The sequence below is a fragment of the Arthrobacter sp. MA-N2 genome (assembly GCF_000517125.1).
Classification (GTDB): Bacteria; Actinomycetota; Actinomycetes; order Actinomycetales; family Micrococcaceae; genus Arthrobacter; species Arthrobacter methylotrophus.
The window spans coordinates 975,064-995,604 of the sequence record NZ_KI912155.1; the positions used below are offsets into that span (position 1 = coordinate 975,064).

Below are 20,541 nucleotides of genomic sequence, written 5' to 3' on the forward strand. Positions count from 1 at the left end.
CCTCGTGGGCCGGCCGGTGTGGAAGAATTTCATTTCGCATCCCTTCCTTCCAACGCCCAGAAAGGAACCCCGTGCACGCACCGGCGCCCGAGCCGGGAACCCCTCCTGTCCCCGACGTCCGCTCGCGACGATCGTGGACCGGAAGACTGCGTTCGGCGCAGCTCACCCTGGGTTTTATCGTCGTCTTTTGGGGATTGGGTGCCCTCACCTCGAGCCTTGCCGCTGGACCAGACACCCTCTGGCGGCTCAACGTCGAGTTGACGCCCCGTTCGGTAACCGATCACTGGTGGACCGTCCTGGCTTCCGCGCTGTGGGCAAGGGACCTGGCGGGGTATGTGCTGGGAACCTTGATGGTGCTGCTGCTCGGAGTGCCTTTGGAACGGCGAATGGGACGGCGGGCGTTTGCCCTCGCCGCCGTTTCGAGCCAGGTTCTGGGCGTCGGTGTTTCCCTTGGATTCCTGGCCTTGGCCCAAGGCTTGCTGGGCAGTTGGACCACCGAGATGGGCAGCCATCTCTTTATCGGTCCGAGTGCGTTCATCATCGGCACGGCCATGGCAGGAACGGCGTCCATGGCAACCCTGTGGAGGCGCCGTATCAGGCTGGCCGCCTTCGCACTGTTGATGCTCCTGGCGCTCTACAGCGGAGGGTTTGCGGATCTCGTGAGGCTCGGGGCCGCAGCGGTAGGCGTGGCCTTAGGTCCACTGTTGATGGGCCGCCGGCCGCGATTCGGGCGCCTGCTCAGTTCCCGGCATGAAGCACGCGTGCTGCTATCGCTGCTCATCGCCGCGTCAGCGATCGGCCCGGTGGTTGCCGGACTTATCCCGCATGCGGTGGGGCCGTTGTCGATCCTGCGGTTCCTGTTTACCAACATCCAGCCCGTGGATCCCCAAACGCTCCAGAATCTTTGCTCGGATCCGGCACAAGCGAAGGACTGTGCCGTCGCACAACTGCAGTTGCGCGCCGGGGCCGGCGGGCTCTTTATGGCCATACTCCCCTCGTTCCTCCTGCTGTTGCTCGCGGAGGGCCTACGTCGCGGACGGCGTTTCGCTTGGGTGGGAGTCCTGCTGATCCAAGTGGGCCTTTCCGTCCTGGCGGGAATTGCCATTGCCGGAGTCCTGCAACCGACTACCTCGGATACCGGGGCTAGCGAAGGGATCGCCGCAATCGAGGGATCCGCCTCCTCCCAGCCGCTCACCCTCGCCCTGCCATTGCTGCTGCCCCTTGCCCTGACCATCGTTCTTTTAACGACCCGGCGCCTCTTCCACGTCAAGGCGCCGAAAGGGAGCTACCGGCGCCTCCTTTTCCAGGTTCTTGCCATCGCGGCTGCCCTCAGTGTGGTGTACGTCGGTGCAGCTCTCGTCTTGGCCCGGGACTTCTCTCCTGTGCCAGGATGGCCGGACCTCCTCGCGGATGTCCCTGACCGTTTCCTGCCACTGGGCTTCGTACTGGACGTGCCTCCGGCTTTCTTCCCCATTGGTACGGCCGCCGTCCTCGTGTACGAGGGTGTCGGAGTTGTCTTTTGGGCCGTTGCGGGTTTCCTGATATTCCGGACGTTCCTCCGCCATGCGCATACCCGGCCCGACGCCAGCACGGAGCGCGCCCGGAAGGTCATCAGGACCGGGGAAGGCAGCTCGCTATCCTGGATGACCACGTGGCCAGGAAACATGTACTGGTTCTCCGCTTCAGGAAAGTCCTTTGTCGCGTATCGGGTCAGCACGGGGATTGCGCTCACGCTCGGTGGCCCGGTGGGACCCAAATCCGAGATGAATGCCACATTCGCGGAATTTGCCCGCTATTGCAGGGGCAACGGGTGGACACCGTGTTTCTATTCCGTACCCCAGGGTTTGCGCGACCACGCGGACTCCTCCGGCTGGAGTTCGGCACAAGTGGCCCAAGAGACGATCCTGCCGCTGCACTCGGTTTCCTTCAAAGGAAAGAAGTTCCAGGACATCCGTACAGCCCTGAACAATGCTGCGAAGGCCGGCATCCGTTACGAGTGGACGAGTTACGCCTCGGCTCCGTTCTCCGTCCAGGTCCAGATCGAGGAAATCTCCGAAGAGTGGGTGGCCGACAAGAACATGCCCGAGATGGGGTTTACCCTCGGCAGCCTCGACGAGCTCGACGATCCCGAGGTCCGCTGCTTACTCGCCATTGACCAGCGCCATACCGTCCACGCTGTCACGTCGTGGTTGCCCGTGTACCGCAACGGGCACATCGTCGGCTGGACCCTCGATTTCATGCGGCGCCGCAGCAATGGCTTCCGCGCCAGCATCGAATTCCTCATCGCTTCCGCAGCTCTCAGCCTCAAGGACGAAGGATGCGAATTCCTGAGCCTTTCCGGAGCACCCCTGGCGCGGGCCGAGGAGGATCCTTCCGAAAACCCGAGGCCAAGACCACGATCCCGGCCTCCAGGCAACCTCGACCGCTTGCTCGACTGGTTGGGGGCGACCTTGGAGCCGGTGTACGGGTTCAGGTCCCTCCTGGCCTTCAAAGCAAAATTCCGGCCCCGGTACGAGCCCCTCTACATGCTTTACCCGGATGCCGCTTCCTTACCCGCCGTCGGAACTGCGGTGGCAAGGGCATACCTCCCAATGCTCAACCTCGGGGCCGGGCTGGCGTTGCTGGGCCGGATCTTCCGCCGGCCCCAACGCTCCCGGACGTCAGTTCGACGCCGGGCTTGAGCTCGCAGACGACGCCGACGTCGCTTCCGATGAGGCTGCCGTTGAGTCCGACGGCGGTACCCCGCCAATCGGGGCGTTGCTGTGATGGACTTTGCCGTGGTGCAGCTGCAAGGCACTCAGAACAAGGCCGAAGTGACTGAAGGCCTGGGGCATGTTGCCCAGTTGCCGTCCGGCCTGTGCATCCCATTCTTCGCTCAGCAGCCCCACATCATTGCTCAAGCCGAGGAGCCTCTCGAAAAGCGCCGTCGCCTCCGCATGGCGCCCGGCCCCTAGAAGGGCGTCCACCATCCAGAAGGAACACGCAAGGAAGACGCCCTCGCGGCCCGGCAGTCCGTCGTCGCTGTCTGCCGGACGGTAGCGCAGCACGAAGCCGTCCTCCGTCAGCTCGCGCTGGATGGCTTCAATGGTCCCGATAACGCGTGGATCATCGTGCGGCAGGAAGCCCACCTTGGGAATCAGGAGAAGACTCGCATCCAGCTCCTTGCTCCCGTAGGACTGGACGAAAGTGTTGCGTTCGGTGTCGAATCCCTTGGTCATGACTTGGTTGTGGATGGTGTCCCGCAGAGCCTCCCAGCGATCCAACGGTCCGGGCATCCCCGATTCACGGATGCCGCGGACCATGCGGTCGGCCGCGACCCATGCCATCACCTTGGAGTGCACGAAGTGGCGCCGCGGGCCCCGCACTTCCCAGAGCCCGTTGTCGGGCTGGTTCCAGATGCGCTCAAGGTGGCGCATCAAGGCAGTCTGGACATCCCAGGAATCGTCGCCGATGGCCAACAGCGATGCGCGGGTCAGGGACAGGCAGTCCAGGACCTCTCCCCAGACGTCGAGCTGGAGCTGCTCGGCTGCCGCATTCCCGGTTCGTACCGGCGTGGAACCCTGGTATCCCGAAAGCCACGCCAGCTCCGCCTCCGGCAATCTCCGGTGGCCATGCAGGCTGTACATGATCTGGAGGTCGGCCGGGTCGCCTGCCACAGCGCGCAGGAGCCAATGGCGCCATGCGGCGGCCTCCTCGGTATAGCCAGCGGCCAGGAAGGCTTGCAGAGTCAACGTGGCATCACGCAGCCAGCAATAGCGGTAGTCCCAGTTCCGCGGCCCGCCGATCTGCTCGGGGAGCGAAGTGGTGGCAGCGGCAACGATGCCCCCGGTGGGCGCATAGGTGAGAGCTTTCAGCGTGATCAACGAGCGCTGGACGGCTTTCCGGTAAGGCCCCCGGACCGTGCAACGCTTGGACCATTCCGTCCAGAACGCCGCTGTGTCATCCAAAGCGATATCTGCCTCGACCGTGCGGGGACGCCGTTCGTGGCTGGGCGCCCAGGTCATGACGAAGGGGATATGGTCACCGGCATTCACCGTGAATTCGCTGACCGTGGTGAAGTTCTTTCCTATCAACGGCGCCGGGGACTTGAGATAGACGGAATCCGGACCGGCCACCGCGTGGAGGCCGTGCCTGTCGCGACGCACCCACGGGACCACGTGCCCGTAGTCGAACCGCAGGATCAGCTCGCCCCGCATTTTGACCGTCCCGCGGATCCCTTCAACTATCCGGACGACGTCCGCGACGTCATCGCGCGGCGGCATGAAGTCGGTGACCCGCACGTGCCCTTCCCCGGTCTCCCACTCGGTTTCGAGGATGAGCGTCCCGTCCCGGTACTGACGGCGCGTGCAGGTGCCCGCGGATTCAGGGGCAAGGAGCCAACGGCCGGCTTTGGGTGAATCCAGGAGCGCGGCGAAGCACGCGGGCGAATCGAATCGTGGAAGGCACAGCCAGTCAATGGAGCCTGCCGTGCTGACCAGGGCCGCGGTATGCAGGTCCCCGATCATTGCGTAGTCTTCGATTCTTTGGCCGGTAGACGGTTGACCGTTCACAGTCCCTTCCTTAGAGCTGATTCAATGGCGCCTATGGCTTTGGCGGTGATTTCTTCCCGGTGGCCGGAACCATCCACGGCGAGCACGATTCCACGCTCAAGGTACCGCTCGACGACGGCCCGCGTCTGGTCGCGATAGAGCTCCAGACGGCGTCGGATCACCGGCGCCGTGTCGTCGCTGCGCCCCTGTTCCTTCGCCCTGCGGAGCATGCGAGCCACGAGTTCGTCGTCGTCGACTGTCAGTTCGAGCACCGCGTCAAGCCGATGCCGGGTGCCGGACAGGAAGCCGTCGAGTGCCTCGATTTGCGCCGTCGTGCGGGGGTAGCCGTCCAAGAGGAACCCTGTCTGCACATCGGTGTCGCCGAGCCTTTGCCGGACCATGGCATTGGTGACGTGATCCGGCACGAACTCACCGCTGTGCATGTACTTGCTGGCTTCGGCGCCGAGTTCTGTCCTGCCCAGAACATGCGCGCGGAAAATGTCGCCGGTAGAGACGGCGGGGACACCGAAATGCCTCGCGATGTATTCAGCTTGGGTGCCCTTGCCCGAGCCAGGAGGGCCCATGATGATTAATCGCAATGTCACTGTCCGTTCGTGAAGCGGTTCTTCTTGCCCCGGCATGTGGGCTAGAGCTTAGCAACTCCGAAGCGCTCGCGGCAGGGTTGCCTTGGCTCGCCGCTCTAGACCGTGGCGGGGTCGGTGTTGGCTCCGCAGAGGATCACGGCCACGCGTTCCCCTTCCGCGGGAACGTATGCGCCGGCGTTCAGGGCCGCGAACGCGGTGGCTGCGCCATGCTCCACGACGATCCTGTACTGCTCCCAGAGGAGGGAGCGCGCGGCGGCGATGTCGTCGTCGGACACCAGTACCGTCCGGACGCCCGTGCGGACTGCCATTTCGAAGCCGATCCGGCCGATTTGCCGGGCTCCCAGTGAGTCGGCGGCGATCCCGGACACGGCCACGTCAACGGGTGTCCCTGCGGCGAGTGCCGAATGAAGGGTGGGCGCGTTGTCCGGCTCGACGCCGATAACCCGGGCGTGACCTTCGACGGCGGCCGCGATTCCCGCCATGAGTCCGCCGCCGCCAACAGCCACCACCACGGTGTCTACTTCGCCAAGCTGTTCGAGAAGTTCCGAGCCGACAGTGCCCGCGCCGGCGGCAATTTCGGGCTGATCGTAGGCGTGGCAATAGACGGCGCCGGATTCCGCAGCATAGGCCAGTGCGGCGTCGAACGCTTCGGCATACTCAGTTCCGCGCAGGACCACGGTGGCACCGCTGGCCTTGAGTTTGTTGACCTTCACGGCAGGTGCCGTTTCGGGGACGAAAACGGTTGCGGGGACGCCGAGTTGCGCTGCCGCATAGGCGTTCGCCAGCCCGGCGTTGCCACCTGACGCGACGACGATTCCCACGTCGTCCTTCAGCTCGCCGCGCTCCCGGCTCGCCAGGACGCGGTTGAAGGCACCCCTCGCCTTGAAAGTGCCCGTGTGCTGCATGAATTCGCACTTGAACCACAATTGGCCGGGCACCGTTCCAGCATCCGCCTCGAATACCGGCGTGCGGCGGATCTTCCCGGCAATCCGGGCAGCCGCTTCATCGACGTCGGCGCGTGTGATCATGGGAAGGTCCTCGTTCGGTGCGGGAAGATCATGGCAGGGCTATGCCTAGGCTATCGCCTGGGCCCGCGCTGCCAGGGTTCCCTGGCCGGTGGGGCCCCACCGGCGAGGGTCCCTGCCTGAGCTTGCGAAGGCTGGGAGCTGGTGGGGACTTGCGGGGCGAGGGCGGCGGTGGGGATCAGGAGGACTCGACGTCGGCCGTTCCGAGTTGCTGGCGGCGAGTCTGGCGGTTCCGCCACCAACGGCGGACCAGATCCACTGCGGCCCAGATTCCGGCGAGCGGAGAAAGCACAACCACTCCGTAGATAAAGATCATCCACGTCAGGATGGCCAGGGGCGGCTGCCCTCCGCTCAACCAGGACAAGCCGCCGAGCAACCCGATCGTCCAAAACAGAAGCACGCCCACGAACACCGCTCCCGCCGGAAAATATTCGCTTCGCACAACAGCCATGAGTGTCTCCACCGGCTGCCCACCTGCCTTCCTTCGTCACACCCGAATATCTTCAGTATGCATCCGGACAAACAAGGAGTGCTGTCAGCGCGCGGGCGAAGTGACGAACATAACTGCGCAGGGCGTGTCGCCACGATTTTCGGGGCCTGTTTGACGCGTGGAAGAGCGGCGTACTCTGGATACACGGACGGTTGATAGCTGGAAAAATGGCATCGAAAAACAGTCGAAAACGGGGTTTGAGCGCGGCCCTGTGGAGGATCTTCGGATTCTTCGTGGTGAGCGCTTTTTGTGGCGTTCTGGCCGCTGGGCTTGTGGTCCCCGGTGTTGCGTCTGCAGGGATGGCCATCAGCGGTTCCATCCAGTACTTTGACAACCTTCCTGGTGACCTCGTCGTCAATGCGCCGTCACAGTCAACCAGAGTTCTTGGTTCCGACGGAAAGACCATCGCAACCTTCTATGCGGAGAACCGCGTGAGGGTCAGCCTCGACCAGATGTCGCCCTACATCAAGGAAGCGATCGTCGCCGTAGAGGACAGCCGCTTTTACAATCACGGCGGCATCGACCCCCAGGGGATTCTCCGGGCACTGGCGTCCAACGTCACTAAAGGCACCAACGAGGGCGCGTCGACCCTGACCCAGCAATATGTCACCAACGTACTCAACGAGTCCCGTTTGGCGGCAGGGCAGACCGGAGCGGTGGTCCTCAGCGGGCAGAAGACCCTCGGTGACAAGATCCGCGAAATGAAGCTCGCCGTCGAACTCGAGAAGAAATTCACGAAGGACCAGATCCTCGAGGGTTACCTGAACATCGTCTTCTTCAACAGGGATGCTTACGGCATCGAAGCCGCTGCACAGCATTTCTTTAGCGTCTCTGCCAAGGACCTCAGCCTGCCGCAGGCCGCCCTGCTCGCCGGACTCGTCAACAGCCCCAGTTTCTACGATCCGTCCCTCCATCCGGACAACTCCATCAAACGGCGCAATCTTGTGCTGGCCGACATGCTCGCCCAACACAAGATCCAGCAAGCAGAGTACGCGTCTGCCGTCGCCACGCCCCTCAAGCTCAACATCACCCCGGGAGGTCAAGGCTGCGCCGCCGCGGAGATGGCAGTGTACTTCTGCGACTACATCTCCCATCTCATCCTTAACGACCCGGCCTACGGTGCCAGCGTCACAGACCGGGAACAGCTTCTGTACCGGGGTGGTTTGACCATCACCACGACGCTCGACAGCCGCTTGCAGGTAGTCGCACAGCAGCAGGTCGATGCTACGGCAGGGACCAACCCGGACAAGTGGGGCGCTTCCTTGGTCACGGTGCAGCCGGGCACGGGCAGGATCCTGGCCATGGCACAAAACACGGTATTTCTGCCCGAGCCCGGCAAATTCGATACGCAGCTGAATTTCAATGTCGATTCCAAGGACGCCAACGGCAATGACCTCAACGGAGCCGGGGGGTTCCAGCCAGGTTCGGCCATGAAGCCGTTCACTTTCACGGAGTGGCTCAACGAGGGCAAGTCAATGACCACCGTGGTGGACGCGTCGAGGAGGGTCTATCCCCTCGGGTTCCCCTGGAGAGACAGCTGTGGAAAAGTCCTGGGCGGCTACAGCACGGCCCAGAAAATCGCCGGCCTTGGCACAGCTGACGATCTCCGCAACAACGACGAGGGCTACTACCGCCCCATGCCCGTCAACTACGGGCTCTACAACTCCATCAACACCGCAACCTTTGCGGAGGCAAGCCAACTGGACTTCTGTGGCATTCAGAAAGTAGTCGATGCAGTAGGCCTCCATAGTGGAGTGGACAACGCCCCCGTGAACATGCACCAGCTAGGCAACCTCCTTGGCGGCACCGAAGTATCGCCGCTGGTGATGGCTAGCGCCTTTGCGACTTTCGCCAACGACGGGACGTACTGCGCGCCGATCGCCATTGTGAGCGTGACGGACCCGGCCGGGAGCAAGTTGCCCGCCCAAGCCGCTTCCTGCCGCCCGGCCATCAAGCCGGAGGTGGCCCGCGGGGTCAACTCCGTGCTTCAGGACGTCCTGAAACGGGGATCCGGCGTCTACATTCAACCCAAGGTCCAGGACTTGTTCCCCACCGCGGCAAAGACGGGAACGAACAATAGCAATGGTTCGACCTGGGTGCTCGGATACACCACGGGCCTCGCCACCGCGTCATTCTTTGGCGACACCATGGCGGGGGAAAGCCGAGCCGGACAAAACGTGACCATCAACGGCAAGTTTTACACCGCAATCGACGGCTACATGCTGGCCGGGCCGCAGTGGGCGAACTACATGACGCAGGTGGGCCGCCTGTACCCGGCCGCAGCGTTCCCGGCGCCGCCCGCCTCCATGACGGGAACGCCGACGGCGAGTCCGTCCCCCTGAGCCTTGAAGACCCCGATCGTGGAGCGCCAGTGAGCCCGTACCTCGGGCCGCCTCAGGGGTACGCGTTTCTTCTGTGAGTTTCGGAAGAGTTTGGCAACTCCTGATTGAACCTGCCGTGAACGTTTCAGGGATGAAGCCAATTCGGCGTTATGAGGTCCCTCCCGGCCACAAGAATCGTCCGGGGACGCATTTTCCGATCGATAAGAACGCAAGAGCGAAGGGCCTTATTTTGAAGAAGACAGCCAAGAAGAACGGGCTTGCCACAGCAGCGGTCCTGGGGGCCGTGCTCATGGCCGGATCCGCGGTAGCGCCGGCGATGGCCGACGACGCTTCACGCGGCGGCCAGAACGTCCAAGGCCAGCAGGGACCGGACAGTAACAAGGACCAGGGCGGTCAGGGTGAAACCTCCAAGCATGTCCTGCTGCTTTCGGTGGATGGCCTCCACCAGAAGGACCTGGACTTGTACGTGAAGAACCACCCGACGTCGGCGCTGGCGTCGCTGGTCAACCATGGCACCAGCTACACGCACGCCCAGACTCCCGTGCCTTCGGATTCCTTCCCCGGCTTGGTCGGCCAGCTGACCGGCGGCAATCCCGGTACCACCGGCGTCTACTATGACGACACGTTCAACCGGGCACTCCTGCCCGCGGGCACCACGGACTGCAAGAACACTGCGCCCGGTGCCGAAGTTGCATTCACCGAAGCGGCAGACAAGAGCCAGAACGCCCTCGACGCCGGCCAAGGCTTGCCTGGACTTCCGGGCAGCATCCTGAACATGACGGGACAGCCCGGCACGCTCCTTGACCCGGCCGCCCTCCCGGTTGACCCGGCAAGCTGCAAGCCGGTCTACCCGCACCAGTATTTGAAAGTGAACACGGTCTTCGAAGTTGCCAAGAGCGCTGGCCTGGGCACGGCGTGGTCGGACAAGCACCCGGCCTATGAAATCCTGAACGGCCCCTCCGGCAAAGGCGTGGATGACCTGTTCACCCCTGAAATCAACAGCAAGGCCCCTGCCCCGTTCACGGGCGACTGGACGCAGGACAATGCCGCGACCCAGCAGTACGACGGCTACAAGGTCCAGGCCGTGCTCAACGAAATCGGGGGCAAGGACCATTCCGGAACCAAGGCCGCCGCGGTACCGGGCATCTTCGGGATGAACTTCCAGTCCGTTTCGACGGCGCAGAAGCTCCCGACGTCGGACGGACTCACCGGCGGCTACCTTCAGGGCGGCGCCGCTCCAGGACCGCTCCTGAGCAACGCCTTGGACTTCGTCAATTCCTCGGTGGGCAAGTTCGAGTCCGCGTTGGCCGCTTCCGGCCATGCCAAGGACACCACCGTGATCCTCTCGGCCAAGCACGGACAGTCCCCCATGGATCCGGCAGCACTGACCAGGGTTCCTGACAGCGCAATTATCGACGGCCTCAACGCCGCGTGGAAGTCATCCCACCCCGGCTCCGCTGACCTGGTGGCGTTCTCCACTGACGACGACATCATGCAGCTGTGGCTCTCGGACCACTCGCAGGCAGCAGCGCAGTTCGCCAAGGACTACCTGGCAGCGCACTCTGCCGCCGGCAATGACATCAACAGCGCCGCCAAAACTGTGCCTGCCTCGGGGCTGAGCAAGGTCTACGCGGGCAGCGAAGTTGCCCGCTACTTCGGCACCCAAACCAGCGATGCCCGTTACCCGGATATCCTGGGCATCGCCCAGACCGGCGTTGTCTACACCGGCGGAAAGTCAAAAATCGCCGAACACGGAGGTGCCAACGCCGACGACCGCGACGTGCCTCTGGTGATCTCCGGCGCCAACGACCACCATGCCCGCACTGTGGATAGCACTGTGGAGACCACCCAGATTGCCCCGACCATCCTGAAGACACTTGGCCTGGACCCGAACAAGTTGCAGGCCGTGCAGATCGAAGGAACCAAGGCTCTTCCTCAGCGCTGATCCGGCGCTGGTCGAACCGCGCGTTGGACACTGGAGGGGTTCGGCAGCCAGGCGGCTGAGGGACCCCTCCAGTGGCACAACCGGACCCACGCTGCAGGCAATAGACCGTTCCGACGGCGAAACCTGCATTGGGTGCCGCTCGGCGTCTGCTTACAATCAGACGTCAGCAACTACTGAGGGAACCATGAAGAAAATCACCACTACCCTGCTCGCGGCCGGGCTCCTCCTCTCCGCTTCAGCCTGCTCCGCACCGCAGCAGCTGAGCACCGCGGACACCTGCAGCCGGGTCAAGACCGTCATCTCAAACCCCACGAACAGCACCGACAAGACTGGAATGATCAAGTTCGCCAACCAGATCCGCCCCATCGAGGCTGTCTCCTCAGATGAGCTGAAGCCGACGTTGAAGGCAATCGTGGACTATCTGGACGAGTCGGTGAAGGACAACCCGGATTCCGCGAAGCTCGATTCGCTGAAGACCGGGTACCAGAATGCCGGCACCGCTTACGGCAAGTACTGCGGCAGCTAGAGACAGCTTGAATTCCCCGCCCGGGGGCTGGCCATGGATGCTTGGTCCTCGGGGGGGCTCGATACAGCCGGAGTCATGTCCCGGATCTGGCGAGACTTGAGCTGTGCGGTCCGGCGCTCGTTACAGTGCTGTGTGCTTCCCAAACGGGTGATGGCCCGTGGCCGGCTGTCCGTGGCTCCCCAGCCATTCGGACAAGGCCTCCCGCAAGATCTCGCTGGGCGTGAGGCTGAGTGTTTGGGAAGCCGACTCCAGGGCGCGGTCCAGTTCCTCGGGGATCTGGAAGTCCAGGGGCGAGGGACGGCTGCTTTCCAGGGCGTCGGAAGGCAGGCCATCACCGCGCAAGAGCTTGCCGACGGCTGGCTTCATATCGTTTTCGGTCCATGCCGAAAGGCGCTCGAAATGACTCACATCTCGTGTCATGATTTTCCCTCCCAACAATCAAGCATCCTCCGTTGTCGGGTTGCAGTCACCATCTACGAGTAATTACTCGCTAACTATCGCTTCAGCGTACGAGTCCGCGTTGATTTCGCCGCGGGACAAGTTGATTTCGCCATGGGACAAGTGGTCAAAGCGATGTCGACCGGGCCCGTTCGTGGACTTTGGGGGAGTCGATGAACGGACCCGGCGCTCACGTTTTAGGTGAGACCGTGACGGACATCGCTCAGCGCAGGGCTGGTGCCGTCAGAGCGATCTTAGGGCCTGAACTGACTCCGGTCTAGGGAATCAGCTGCCGCGAGCTTGGAAAGTCCACCAGCGCCAGGACCGCCGGAGAAGTGCTGCGAGCCTTTCCCGGGAGGCGGACGCGTGGGACGATGCCTATACATGCCTGTATCAGCGACGCGAAAGGCGAGGACGCCATGTCCACCCTGGAATCCGTGGAAACCGAACGCAAGTATGACGCTGACTTGGAGACGCCCCTCCCCGCGCTCGGGGATATCACCGGCGTGGAACAGATAGCCAACCCTGTCGATCATCACCTTGAAGCCGTCTATTTCGACACAGCAGACCTCGCCCTGGCTCGGCATCGCATCACGTTGCGGCGCCGTACTGGAGGCACCGATGCCGGCTGGCATCTGAAACTGCCGGCTGAGCAGGACAGTCGCATCGAGATCCACGCACCGCTGGGACAGCCCGAGACCGTCCCCGAGGAGTTGGCCGAGAGACTCCTGGTGTTCACCCGCGGCAACGAACTGAGGCCCACGGCCCGGATCCACACCCGCCGGACTCTGCTTCGACTGCATGGAAGCGATGACCTCACACTGGCCGATTTCGCCGATGACCACGTGACAGCCGAGACGTTGCACCCGGTGCAAGTGGAGAGGCAATGGCGGGAATGGGAAATCGAACTGGTCCATGGCGATCAAGATCTCCTGGAGAGTGCGGAGCACGTCGTTTCGCTGGCAGGCGCGACCCGGTCCGCGCATGCCTCGAAACTGGCCCGTGCGTTCGGGACAGCCTGGCCGCTCCCGGTGCCTGCACCGCCTAAAGCACGCCCGAAAGGTTCTGCCGGAGACGCGATAGTGGCATACATGGCCGCACAAATCGCCGAAGTCACCACACTGGATTCCGGAGTTCGGCAAGGTGCGGACGACGCCGTTCACCGCATGCGCTCGGCCATCCGCCGGCTCCGCTCGGCCCTGTCCGCCTACGGCAAGTTGTTCGACGCCGACGCCCGGAGCCGCCTCAAGGCTGAACTGAAATGGCTGACCAAGGTCCTGGGCAAGGCCCGGGACGCCGAGGTGCTGCGCGACCGGATCGGGGAATTGCTAAATACCCAACCCGATGGACTCCTGTCTGGTCCGGCTGCCGCCAAGCTCACGGACGAACTCGAAGACGCCTTCAACTCCGGTTACCGCCAGATGCTCCGCTCCTTGGGAACGAAACGCTATTTCCAGCTCTTGGATGCACTTGAGGCGTTCCGCGACGAGCCTCCTGTAACTCCGCGTGCAGGAAAGAAGGCCCGTCCCGTCACAGCCAAGCTGGCAGCAAAAGCCATCAAGCGGGTGCACCGGTCCCAGAAGGAAGCAGCACGGCAGGCCGGCGCACAACGTGACAAGGCATTGCACCAGGTCCGCAAAGACGCAAAAAGGCTACGGCATGCGGCCGAGGCGCTGCGGGACGTCCACGGAAAGCCCGCTGCGCGCTTGGCCCGTGATGCGCAAAAGATCCAGAAAATCCTGGGTGAGCACCAGGACAGCGTCATCGCGCAGTCGGTGCTGCTTCGCCTCATACATGACACCGGAGGATCCACCGAGAACAATTCAGCCTTTGGCCGCGTGCTCGCTGCTGAAGAGCAGCGAGCAACTGATTCCGAGCGCCGCTATGAAAAGCTCGCTAAGAAGAAGCGCTTGACTAGCCTGTGACGGAAAGGACTACGCCTCGCAGCCTCAGCCTTCGCACTCTATGCAGTAGGCGTGGCCATTCTTTTCTCGGGCAATCTGGGAGCGGTGGCGAACGAGGAAGCACGAGAAGCACGTGAACTCGTCCTCCTTCTGCGGGACGACCGCAATGACCAGTTCCTCGGCCACGAATTCGCCGCCGGGCACCTCGTTGCCTTCAAACGCATCGGCCTCGTCCAGTTCCCGTACAACGCTGCGGGCGTCCGGTGCATTGGCGGACTGCAGGGCCTGAAGTGACGTGCTTTGGGATTCCGCGACGTCGGAGCGGAGTTCGTCGTAATCGGTTGCCACTTGGGGTTTATCTCTTCTCTTGTGTATTGACTGGCGAATGTGCAACATACACCATCCTGCTGCTATTCCCCACAATGCGGCGTCAAGTGTGGCGCCTTTCACATGTCCATGTCCGGCGCCGGCACCCGGTCCGGGCGTCCGATCAAGTCCTTCGTCCGCCGTCGGGCCGGCCGGCGAGACCACCGTCGCGGGCCTCGGGTCCGGCGTCGCTTCCGGTGCCGCCGTGCAGGTCCTTGTCCAGGCCGTGCCCGTTGGCGAGCTGTGCCAGCAGCTCGTCCAGTTGCGCGATCTGCGCGCCTGTCAGCGGGGCCAGGAGCTCCGCTTCGTGCTGTTCGGCAATGCCCCGAAGTTCCCGCAGTGCGCCCTTGCCCGCGTCGGTGAGGTGGAGTTCATAGTTCCGCCGGTCGGTGCTGCTGCGCACCCGCTCCACGAGGCCGCGTTCCTCGAGTGAGTCGATGAGTGAAACCACCCGGCTGGGGACGGCGCCCAGCCTGTCTGCGAGGGAGCGTTGGCTCAAGCCGGGGGCACGCCCGAGCAGGCGGATGACGCCGGCGTCGCCGGGCGTGAGGCCGATGCCCCGCGTGCGGTCGGCAAAACGGGAGGACGCCACGGCCCCCAGCTGCGACAAGAGAAAAGCGGTCCGTTTCGGCCGGCCCGGTGTGGCTAAGTCCATGCATCCAGAATACATGCTTGACAGAACAATTCCAGAGGTGAACTATTTGAGTAGTGATGCAATTACGAAAGGTTCAGCCATGAGCAGTCGTTCGATTCCCGGTGACGCCAGCCGGGCCGGGCAAGGCGGCCCGCACCCCGGCATCCTTGCCCTTGTCAGCCTGGGCATTTTCCTGGCCAGCCTCATCACGTCCGCAATCCTGAGCGGCGGCCAAACGTTCGTTTCGCTCTTCGCCCCGGCGGGGCAAGTGGCCGCCTTCTTCCAGCAAAACGTTGCCGCGATGCGGGTCGGCGGCATGCTCCAATTCGGCTCCGCGGTGCCGCTGGGGATCTATGCCGCCACCGTCTACGCCCGGCAGCTTCGGCTGGGCGTGCGCGTTCCCGGGCCGGCCATCGGCTTTTTCGGAGGGGTCACTGCGGCCATCTTCCTCATGTTCTCGGGTTCCGTGACGTGGCTCTTGAGCCGGCCCGAAATCACCACGGATGCGACGCTCACCCACGCCCTCGCGTTCCTTGCGTTCATCACCGGAGGGGTCGGCTTCGTCGTCGGAATCGGCTTGATGGTTGCGGGCATCGCCGTGCCGGCCCTGATCCTGCGGTTCGTGCCCCGCTGGTTGGCCTGGGCGGGCCTTGCCCTTGCCGCCCTCTCCGAACTGAGCTTCCTGTCCATGGCGATCGAGCCGCTGCAATTCCTGCTTCCCATCGGGCGCTTCGGCGGCCTCCTCTGGCTGGTTGCCGTGGGGTTCCTGCTGCCGCACACCCGGGCGGCCGCGAACCGGGAGCCGCGATCGCGCGCGCCCCACCCCACCCGGGCAACGCCATGACGACGGCGGATCCCCTCCGGCCGCTGTCCGGCAAAGTCGCGCTCGTCACCGGAGCCAGCCGCGGGATCGGTGCGGAGATCGCCATGGCGCTTGCCGGCGCCGGGGCACAAGTTGTCCTTGCCGCCCGGGACGGCGCGGGCTTGTCCGAGAAGGTCGCCGCGATCGCTTCGGCGGGCGGATCCCGGCGCCGCTGGCCGAGTGGGCGAGCGAGGAATTCGACAGTGCCGTCTCGGTAAACCTTCGCGGAGTGTTCCTCTGCCTGAAATACGAAATTGAGCTCATGCTGGCCGGCGGAAACGGCGGGGCAATCGTGAACATGCCCTCCACGGCCGGCGAACAAGGCGTCGCTGGGATGAGCGGCTACGTGGCGAGCAAATTCGGTGTCGGGGGCCTAGCCCGATCCGTTCCAGATGCGGCGCCACCACAGCTGTTTGCTCGCAAGTTCCTGGTTCAGGGATTCCCGGGCCGCGGCGGCTGCCGCGGCGGCAGCCTGGGCAGCGGCCCGGCGCTCGCGCCAGCGCTCCAGCTCGACGCCGATGTCGCGGGTCTTTGTGATCACCGGAGGTCCGCCCTGGAGCTGGCGACGCGCGTCGATGACCCGGGCGTTGAAGTCCTCCACCACCTCGCGCACTTGCGTCTCTGAGTACAGGGCATCGAGCTTCGCATCCAATTCGGCGTCTTCCGTGCGCAGCAGGATGGCCTTGGGGCCCAGGCCGCTGAGGTGCTCGCGCTGGATGAGGCCCTTGACCCACCAATCGGGATCGTAGCGCTCCCCCAGCCCGGGAATCGGCTTGCCTGAGTACTTCAGGTTGTCGAACTTTCCTTGCGCCATGGCATCGCGGATCAAGTACTCGACCCGCGCCGCGTCGCCCACCTTCTTGCGCTTCCGCCGCTCTTCTTCCTCGGCGGCCTCAAGTTCGGCTTCTTCCTTGGCTGTCATGCCGGTGGCGCGCAGAGTTCGCAGCTCCATGGCACGCTCCAGCCGGTGCCTGAACGCACTGTTTTCACCGTTCACGGTTCAAACCGCCTTCGCTTGCGGAAATCCTGGACCTGAATCCAAGTATTCCGCAATCGGGAAGTTGCCGGGATGGTCCAGGCAACGTGCCCCTCTGGCCACGCCCAGCGCACCTCATTACGCTGACTGGTAACGGCTACTTCAGGAAGAAGGACTCCATGGACGAAAAGGGCATTCTCGACCGTATCCAGTCGCTTGTGGAGGAGGAGCGGGAGCTCCGGGAAAAGGCAGAGGCAGCCCCACCGGGTCCCGGTCATGCCCCTGACCGCGCAAGGCTGGAGCACATCGAACAGGACCTGGACCAGTGCTGGGACTTGCTGCGGCAGCGGCGGGCCAAGAGGCAATACGGCGAGAACCCGAACGATGCCAGACCACGGCCTCCCAAGCAAGTGGAGGGCTACACCGGCTGAAACCGGAAGAAACGCGGACGCGATGACCGTTCGAAGCGCAGGAATCCTTTTGTACCGCGAGAGCCCCACCGCGGAACTGGAAGTGTGGATAGCGCACATGGGCGGACCGTTCTGGGCCCGCAAGGATGAGCGCGCGTGGTCCATCCCCAAGGGCGAATACCTCGAAGACGAGGATCCCTTGGTGGCTGCCAAGCGTGAATTCGCGGAAGAGATGGGCGTTGCCGCACCCGCCGTCGGCTACCTTAAGCTGGGCACCTTCCGGCAACCGTCGGGCAAGCTCATCACGGCCTTCGCGGCAGAGTCTGACTTTGACCCCGGGAAAATCGTGAGCAACACTTTTGACCTGGAGTGGCCGAAGGGATCCGGTGTGGTCCGGAGCTACCCGGAGATCGACAACGCCGTCTGGGCCACGGCAAGTGTTGCCCGTACCAAATTGGTAGGCGGCCAAGTGCCGATTCTCGATGCGTTGATCCAGCACCTCGGGGGCGGGGTCTGAGTCCGCAACCAGACCCGTCAGGATCGGAGAAGCGCCGCTCACTGCCCGCGCCTAGAATGGCGGTCATGGACAACACCGTCCACGGAAGCTTCGTCCCGCAACGACTTCAGGAGAAATCATGAGCCCTTCTCCCACCGAGGGAATCAAGACCGTGCTGCATCCCGTTTCCGATCTCGCCTCAGCGAAAGCCGTGTACTCCGCCCTGCTTGGCATACAACCACAAGCTGACGGTCCCTACTACGTTGGCTTCGATGCCGCGGGGCAGCACATCGGGCTGGTCCCGGGCGGCGGCCCGCAAGGAATGACCTCGCCCGTAGCCTACTGGCACGTTTCGGACATCGAGGCGAAGCTGGCGGAAGTCACCGCCGCGGGCGCCACCGTGAAGGAAGCAGCCCACGACGTCGGTGGCGGCCGTTTGGTAGCAACCGTCACCGATCCGGATGGCAACGTCCTCGGGCTGCTTCAGGATCCCTGAGTCCCGGCCAAGACGTATTACTCGAAGCTGGTTAGATAGAGCCAGACGCCGACGGAGAGCGCAAATGCGGTCCCGCGTAACAGATGGAGACACAATGAGCACTACCACCGGAACGGACTCGCGGACGGAAACACAGTCGCCTGAGACGCATGTTGCCGACACCCACGATCTGATCCGGGTCCAGGGTGCGCGCGAGAACAACCTCAAGAACGTGACCGTTGAGATACCGAAGCGCCGCCTGACAGTGTTCACTGGCGTCTCCGGCTCGGGCAAGAGTTCGCTCGTGTTCGCCACGATCGCCGCCGAGTCGCAGCGGATGATCAACGAGACGTACAGCGCGTTCGTGCAGGGTTTCATGCCGAACCTCTCCCGGCCCGACGTCGACCGGCTTGAGGGACTTACCACGGCCATAATTGTCGACCAGGAGCGGATGGGCGCGAACCCCCGTTCGACTGTCGGCACGGCCACTGATGCCAACGCCATGCTGCGCATCCTCTTCAGCCGGCTTGGCTCGCCGTACGTCGGGCCGCCCACGGCGTTCTCCTTCAATGTCCCGACGCGAAAGGCGAGCGGGGTGATGAGCACGGATAAGGGCGGCAGGGTCGAGAAGAGCGTGGTCCGGAACGCGGTCTATCTTGGCGGCATGTGTCCGCGCTGCGAAGGCATGGGCTCGGTTTCCGATTTCGATCTCACGGCGCTCTACGATGACAGCAAGTCGCTGGCCGGGGGTGCCTTGACCATCCCCGGCTACAGCATGGACGGCTGGTACGGCCGCATTTTCAGCGGCGTCGGTTTCGACATGGACAAGCCGATCTCGAAGTTCACCAAGAGGGAGTTGGACGACCTTCTTTACAAGGAGCCCACCAAGATCAAGGTCGAAGGCATCAACCTCACCTACGAGGGCTTGATACCGAAGATCCAGAAGTCGATGCTCTCCAAGGACGTGGACGCGATGCAGCCGCACGTTCGGGCTTTCGTGGAGCGCGCCATCACTTTCCAAGCCTGCCCCGAGTGCGACGGTACCCGGCTCAGCCCGGAGGCCCGGTCCTCGAAGATCCAGGGCAAGAACATCGCCGAGCTGTGCCAAATGCAGATCAGCGACCTGGCCGACTGGGTCCGGGGCCTCCAGGAACCGTCGGTCGCGCCGCTTCTCGCGGGTCTGCGGCACCTCCTCGACTCGTTCGCCGAAATCGGGCTGGGTTACCTCTCCTTGGACCGGCCGGCCGGCACGCTGTCCGGTGGCGAGGCACAGCGAACCAAAATGATCCGCCACCTCGGCTCGTCCCTCACGGACATTACGTATGTCTTCGACGAGCCGACCATTGGCCTGCATCCCCACGACATCGAAAAGATGAACCAACTGCTGCTGCAGCTCCGGGACAAGGGCAACACGGTGCTGGTTGTCGAGCACAAGCCGGAGACCATTGCGATCGCCGACCACGTGGTCGATCTTGGTCCCGGCGCCGGTACCGAGGGCGGTAGCGTCTGCTTCGAGGGCACCGTGGAGGGCTTGCGGCAGAGTGACACCATCACCGGACGGCACCTCGACGATAGGGCGCGGCTCAAGGAATCGGCCCGGACGTCGTCGGGGGCCCTCGAGGTGCGCGGCGCCTCGACGCACAACCTCCGCGACGTCGACGTCGACGTGCCGCTGGGCGTTCTCTGCGTGGTCACGGGCGTGGCGGGTTCCGGGAAGAGCTCGCTGATCCACGGTTCCGTGGCTGGCCGGGAAGGTGTGGTGGTCATCGACCAGGCCGCGATCAAGGGCTCGCGGCGCAGCAACCCGGCGACCTATACCGGACTGCTCGAACCGATCCGCAAAGCGTTCGCGAAGGCCAACGGCGTGAAGCCTGCGCTGTTCAGCTCCAATTCGGAAGGCGCCTGCCCCAGCTGCAACGGCGCGGGGGTGATTTTCACCGAACTGGGCGTCATGGCGACCGTGGAGTCTACGTGTGAGGAGTGCGAGGGCAGGCGTTTCCAGGCCTCCGTGCTCGAATACACGCTGGGCGGTCGCAACATCGCCGACGTCCTGGCGATGTCCATGACCGAGGCGGCGGAGTTCTTCAGCGAAGGAGAGGCGCGCACGCCTGCCGCCCACAAGATCCTCGACCGGCTGGTCGACGTCGGACTCGGTTACCTCACCCTCGGGCAGCCACTCACCACGCTCTCCGGTGGCGAACGGCAGCGCGTCAAGCTGGCCGCCCAGATGGCAGAGAAGGGCGATGTCTACGTCCTCGACGAACCGACCACCGGCCTCCACCTCGCGGACGTCGAGAACCTGCTGGGCCTCCTGGACCGGCTCGTCGACTCCGGGAAGTCGGTCATCGTGATCGAACACCACCAAGCAGTCATGGCGCACGCTGACTGGATCATCGACCTCGGCCCGGGCGCCGGTCACGACGGTGGACAGGTCGTTTTCGAGGGCACGCCGGCCGATCTCGTCGAGGCTCGTTCCACCCTCACGGGCAAGCACTTGGCGGCCTACGTCGGAGCATGA

Annotated in this window: 19 protein-coding genes and 1 pseudogene; 12 read left to right on the forward strand and 8 right to left on the reverse strand. The window is 63.8% G+C overall.

Annotated elements, in window-relative coordinates; genetic code table 11:
- Window positions 1-71: 71 nt before the first annotated feature.
- Window positions 72-2,681 (forward strand): bifunctional lysylphosphatidylglycerol flippase/synthetase MprF, encoded by a 2,610-nt coding sequence (locus tag A3M3_RS23810; RefSeq protein ID WP_051422936.1) that lies wholly within the window; start codon window positions 72-74, stop codon window positions 2,679-2,681.
- On the opposite strand, the gene A3M3_RS23815 is transcribed toward A3M3_RS23810, so the two are convergent.
- From A3M3_RS23815 to A3M3_RS0105035, 4 genes are all read right to left on the reverse strand, one after another.
- Entirely contained in the window at window positions 2,661-4,505 is a 1,845-nt protein-coding gene (locus A3M3_RS23815) for a glycoside hydrolase family 15 protein (RefSeq protein WP_051423295.1), read from the reverse strand. The genes A3M3_RS23810 and A3M3_RS23815 overlap by 21 nt on opposite strands.
- 41 nt (window positions 4,506-4,546) lie before the next feature.
- Window positions 4,547-5,170: an adenylate kinase gene (locus A3M3_RS0105025; protein WP_051422937.1), complete on the reverse strand. Its 624-nt coding sequence runs from the start codon at window positions 5,168-5,170 to the stop codon at window positions 4,547-4,549.
- Between the two features lie 59 nt (window positions 5,171-5,229).
- Window positions 5,230-6,162 carry a threonine/serine dehydratase gene (locus tag A3M3_RS0105030; RefSeq protein WP_028265430.1) on the reverse strand — a complete coding sequence of 311 codons (933 nt, stop codon included), beginning with the start codon at window positions 6,160-6,162 and terminating at the stop codon, window positions 5,230-5,232.
- Window positions 6,163-6,337: 175 nt separating this feature from the next.
- Window positions 6,338-6,610 (reverse strand): hypothetical protein, encoded by a 273-nt coding sequence (locus tag A3M3_RS0105035; RefSeq protein ID WP_231497188.1) that lies wholly within the window; start codon window positions 6,608-6,610, stop codon window positions 6,338-6,340.
- 206 nt (window positions 6,611-6,816) lie between these two features.
- Between A3M3_RS0105035 and A3M3_RS0105040 the strand changes: the two genes are divergently transcribed.
- The 3 genes from A3M3_RS0105040 to A3M3_RS0105050 all read left to right on the forward strand — a co-directional run bounded on the left by A3M3_RS0105040 (window position 6,817) and on the right by A3M3_RS0105050 (window position 11,462).
- A complete protein-coding gene (locus A3M3_RS0105040; protein WP_028265432.1) occupies window positions 6,817-8,991 on the forward strand; it encodes a transglycosylase domain-containing protein in 2,175 nt (724 codons plus the stop codon).
- Between the two features lie 229 nt (window positions 8,992-9,220).
- Window positions 9,221-10,936 carry an alkaline phosphatase family protein gene (locus A3M3_RS0105045; RefSeq protein WP_197023121.1) on the forward strand — a complete coding sequence of 572 codons (1,716 nt, stop codon included), beginning with the start codon at window positions 9,221-9,223 and terminating at the stop codon, window positions 10,934-10,936.
- 184 nt (window positions 10,937-11,120) lie between these two features.
- Window positions 11,121-11,462 carry a hypothetical protein gene (locus tag A3M3_RS0105050; protein ID WP_028265434.1) on the forward strand — a complete coding sequence of 114 codons (342 nt, stop codon included), beginning with the start codon at window positions 11,121-11,123 and terminating at the stop codon, window positions 11,460-11,462.
- A gap of 120 nt (window positions 11,463-11,582) precedes the next feature.
- Here A3M3_RS0105050 and A3M3_RS0105055 read toward each other — a convergent pair whose 3' ends face one another.
- The gene (locus A3M3_RS0105055; protein WP_028265435.1) at window positions 11,583-11,882 is read right to left on the reverse strand and encodes a hypothetical protein; all 300 of its coding nucleotides are present in this window, start codon (window positions 11,880-11,882) and stop codon (window positions 11,583-11,585) included.
- A 437-nt stretch (window positions 11,883-12,319) separates the two neighbouring features.
- Here A3M3_RS0105055 and A3M3_RS0105060 point away from each other — a divergent pair, with 437 nt between their 5' ends.
- Window positions 12,320-13,825 carry a CYTH and CHAD domain-containing protein gene (locus A3M3_RS0105060; RefSeq protein ID WP_028265436.1) on the forward strand — a complete coding sequence of 502 codons (1,506 nt, stop codon included), beginning with the start codon at window positions 12,320-12,322 and terminating at the stop codon, window positions 13,823-13,825.
- A 24-nt stretch (window positions 13,826-13,849) separates the two neighbouring features.
- Here A3M3_RS0105060 and A3M3_RS0105065 read toward each other — a convergent pair whose 3' ends face one another.
- Both A3M3_RS0105065 and A3M3_RS23820 read right to left on the reverse strand, forming a co-directional pair.
- Window positions 13,850-14,152, reverse strand: coding sequence for a DUF4193 domain-containing protein (locus tag A3M3_RS0105065; RefSeq protein WP_028265437.1), 303 nt, complete (start codon window positions 14,150-14,152; stop codon window positions 13,850-13,852).
- Between the two features lie 142 nt (window positions 14,153-14,294).
- Window positions 14,295-14,825: a MarR family winged helix-turn-helix transcriptional regulator gene (locus A3M3_RS23820; protein ID WP_081736692.1), complete on the reverse strand. Its 531-nt coding sequence runs from the start codon at window positions 14,823-14,825 to the stop codon at window positions 14,295-14,297.
- 79 nt (window positions 14,826-14,904) lie between these two features.
- Here A3M3_RS23820 and A3M3_RS0105075 point away from each other — a divergent pair, with 79 nt between their 5' ends.
- The 3 genes and pseudogenes from A3M3_RS0105075 to A3M3_RS29465 all read left to right on the forward strand — a co-directional run.
- Window positions 14,905-15,648, forward strand: coding sequence for a hypothetical protein (locus A3M3_RS0105075; RefSeq protein WP_035741373.1), 744 nt, complete (start codon window positions 14,905-14,907; stop codon window positions 15,646-15,648).
- Window positions 15,645-15,884, forward strand: coding sequence for an SDR family NAD(P)-dependent oxidoreductase (locus A3M3_RS28415; RefSeq protein WP_028265439.1), 240 nt, complete (start codon window positions 15,645-15,647; stop codon window positions 15,882-15,884). Before A3M3_RS0105075 ends, A3M3_RS28415 begins: the two co-directional genes overlap by 4 nt.
- Window positions 15,839-15,994: pseudogene (locus A3M3_RS29465) on the forward strand (SDR family NAD(P)-dependent oxidoreductase); the annotation flags it as partial. The gene A3M3_RS28415 and the pseudogene A3M3_RS29465, both read left to right, overlap by 46 nt.
- 45 nt (window positions 15,995-16,039) lie before the next feature.
- Here the strand turns inward: A3M3_RS29465 and A3M3_RS0105085 are convergent.
- Window positions 16,040-16,618, reverse strand: a complete 579-nt coding sequence (locus tag A3M3_RS0105085; protein WP_197023123.1) for a J-domain-containing protein — start codon at window positions 16,616-16,618, stop codon at window positions 16,040-16,042.
- Window positions 16,619-16,821: 203 nt separating this feature from the next.
- Here A3M3_RS0105085 and A3M3_RS0105090 point away from each other — a divergent pair, with 203 nt between their 5' ends.
- The 4 genes from A3M3_RS0105090 (at window position 16,822) to A3M3_RS0105105 (ending at window position 20,541) form a co-directional block, all read left to right on the forward strand.
- Complete coding sequence (locus tag A3M3_RS0105090; protein ID WP_028265441.1) at window positions 16,822-17,073, forward strand: DUF2630 family protein; 252 nt, start codon at window positions 16,822-16,824, stop codon at window positions 17,071-17,073.
- A gap of 22 nt (window positions 17,074-17,095) precedes the next feature.
- A complete protein-coding gene (locus A3M3_RS0105095) occupies window positions 17,096-17,569 on the forward strand; it encodes an NUDIX domain-containing protein (RefSeq protein ID WP_028265442.1) in 474 nt (157 codons plus the stop codon).
- A 118-nt stretch (window positions 17,570-17,687) separates the two neighbouring features.
- Entirely contained in the window at window positions 17,688-18,044 is a 357-nt protein-coding gene (locus tag A3M3_RS0105100; RefSeq protein WP_028265443.1) for a VOC family protein, read from the forward strand.
- A gap of 94 nt (window positions 18,045-18,138) precedes the next feature.
- Window positions 18,139-20,541: an ATP-binding cassette domain-containing protein gene (locus A3M3_RS0105105; RefSeq protein WP_028265444.1), complete on the forward strand. Its 2,403-nt coding sequence runs from the start codon at window positions 18,139-18,141 to the stop codon at window positions 20,539-20,541.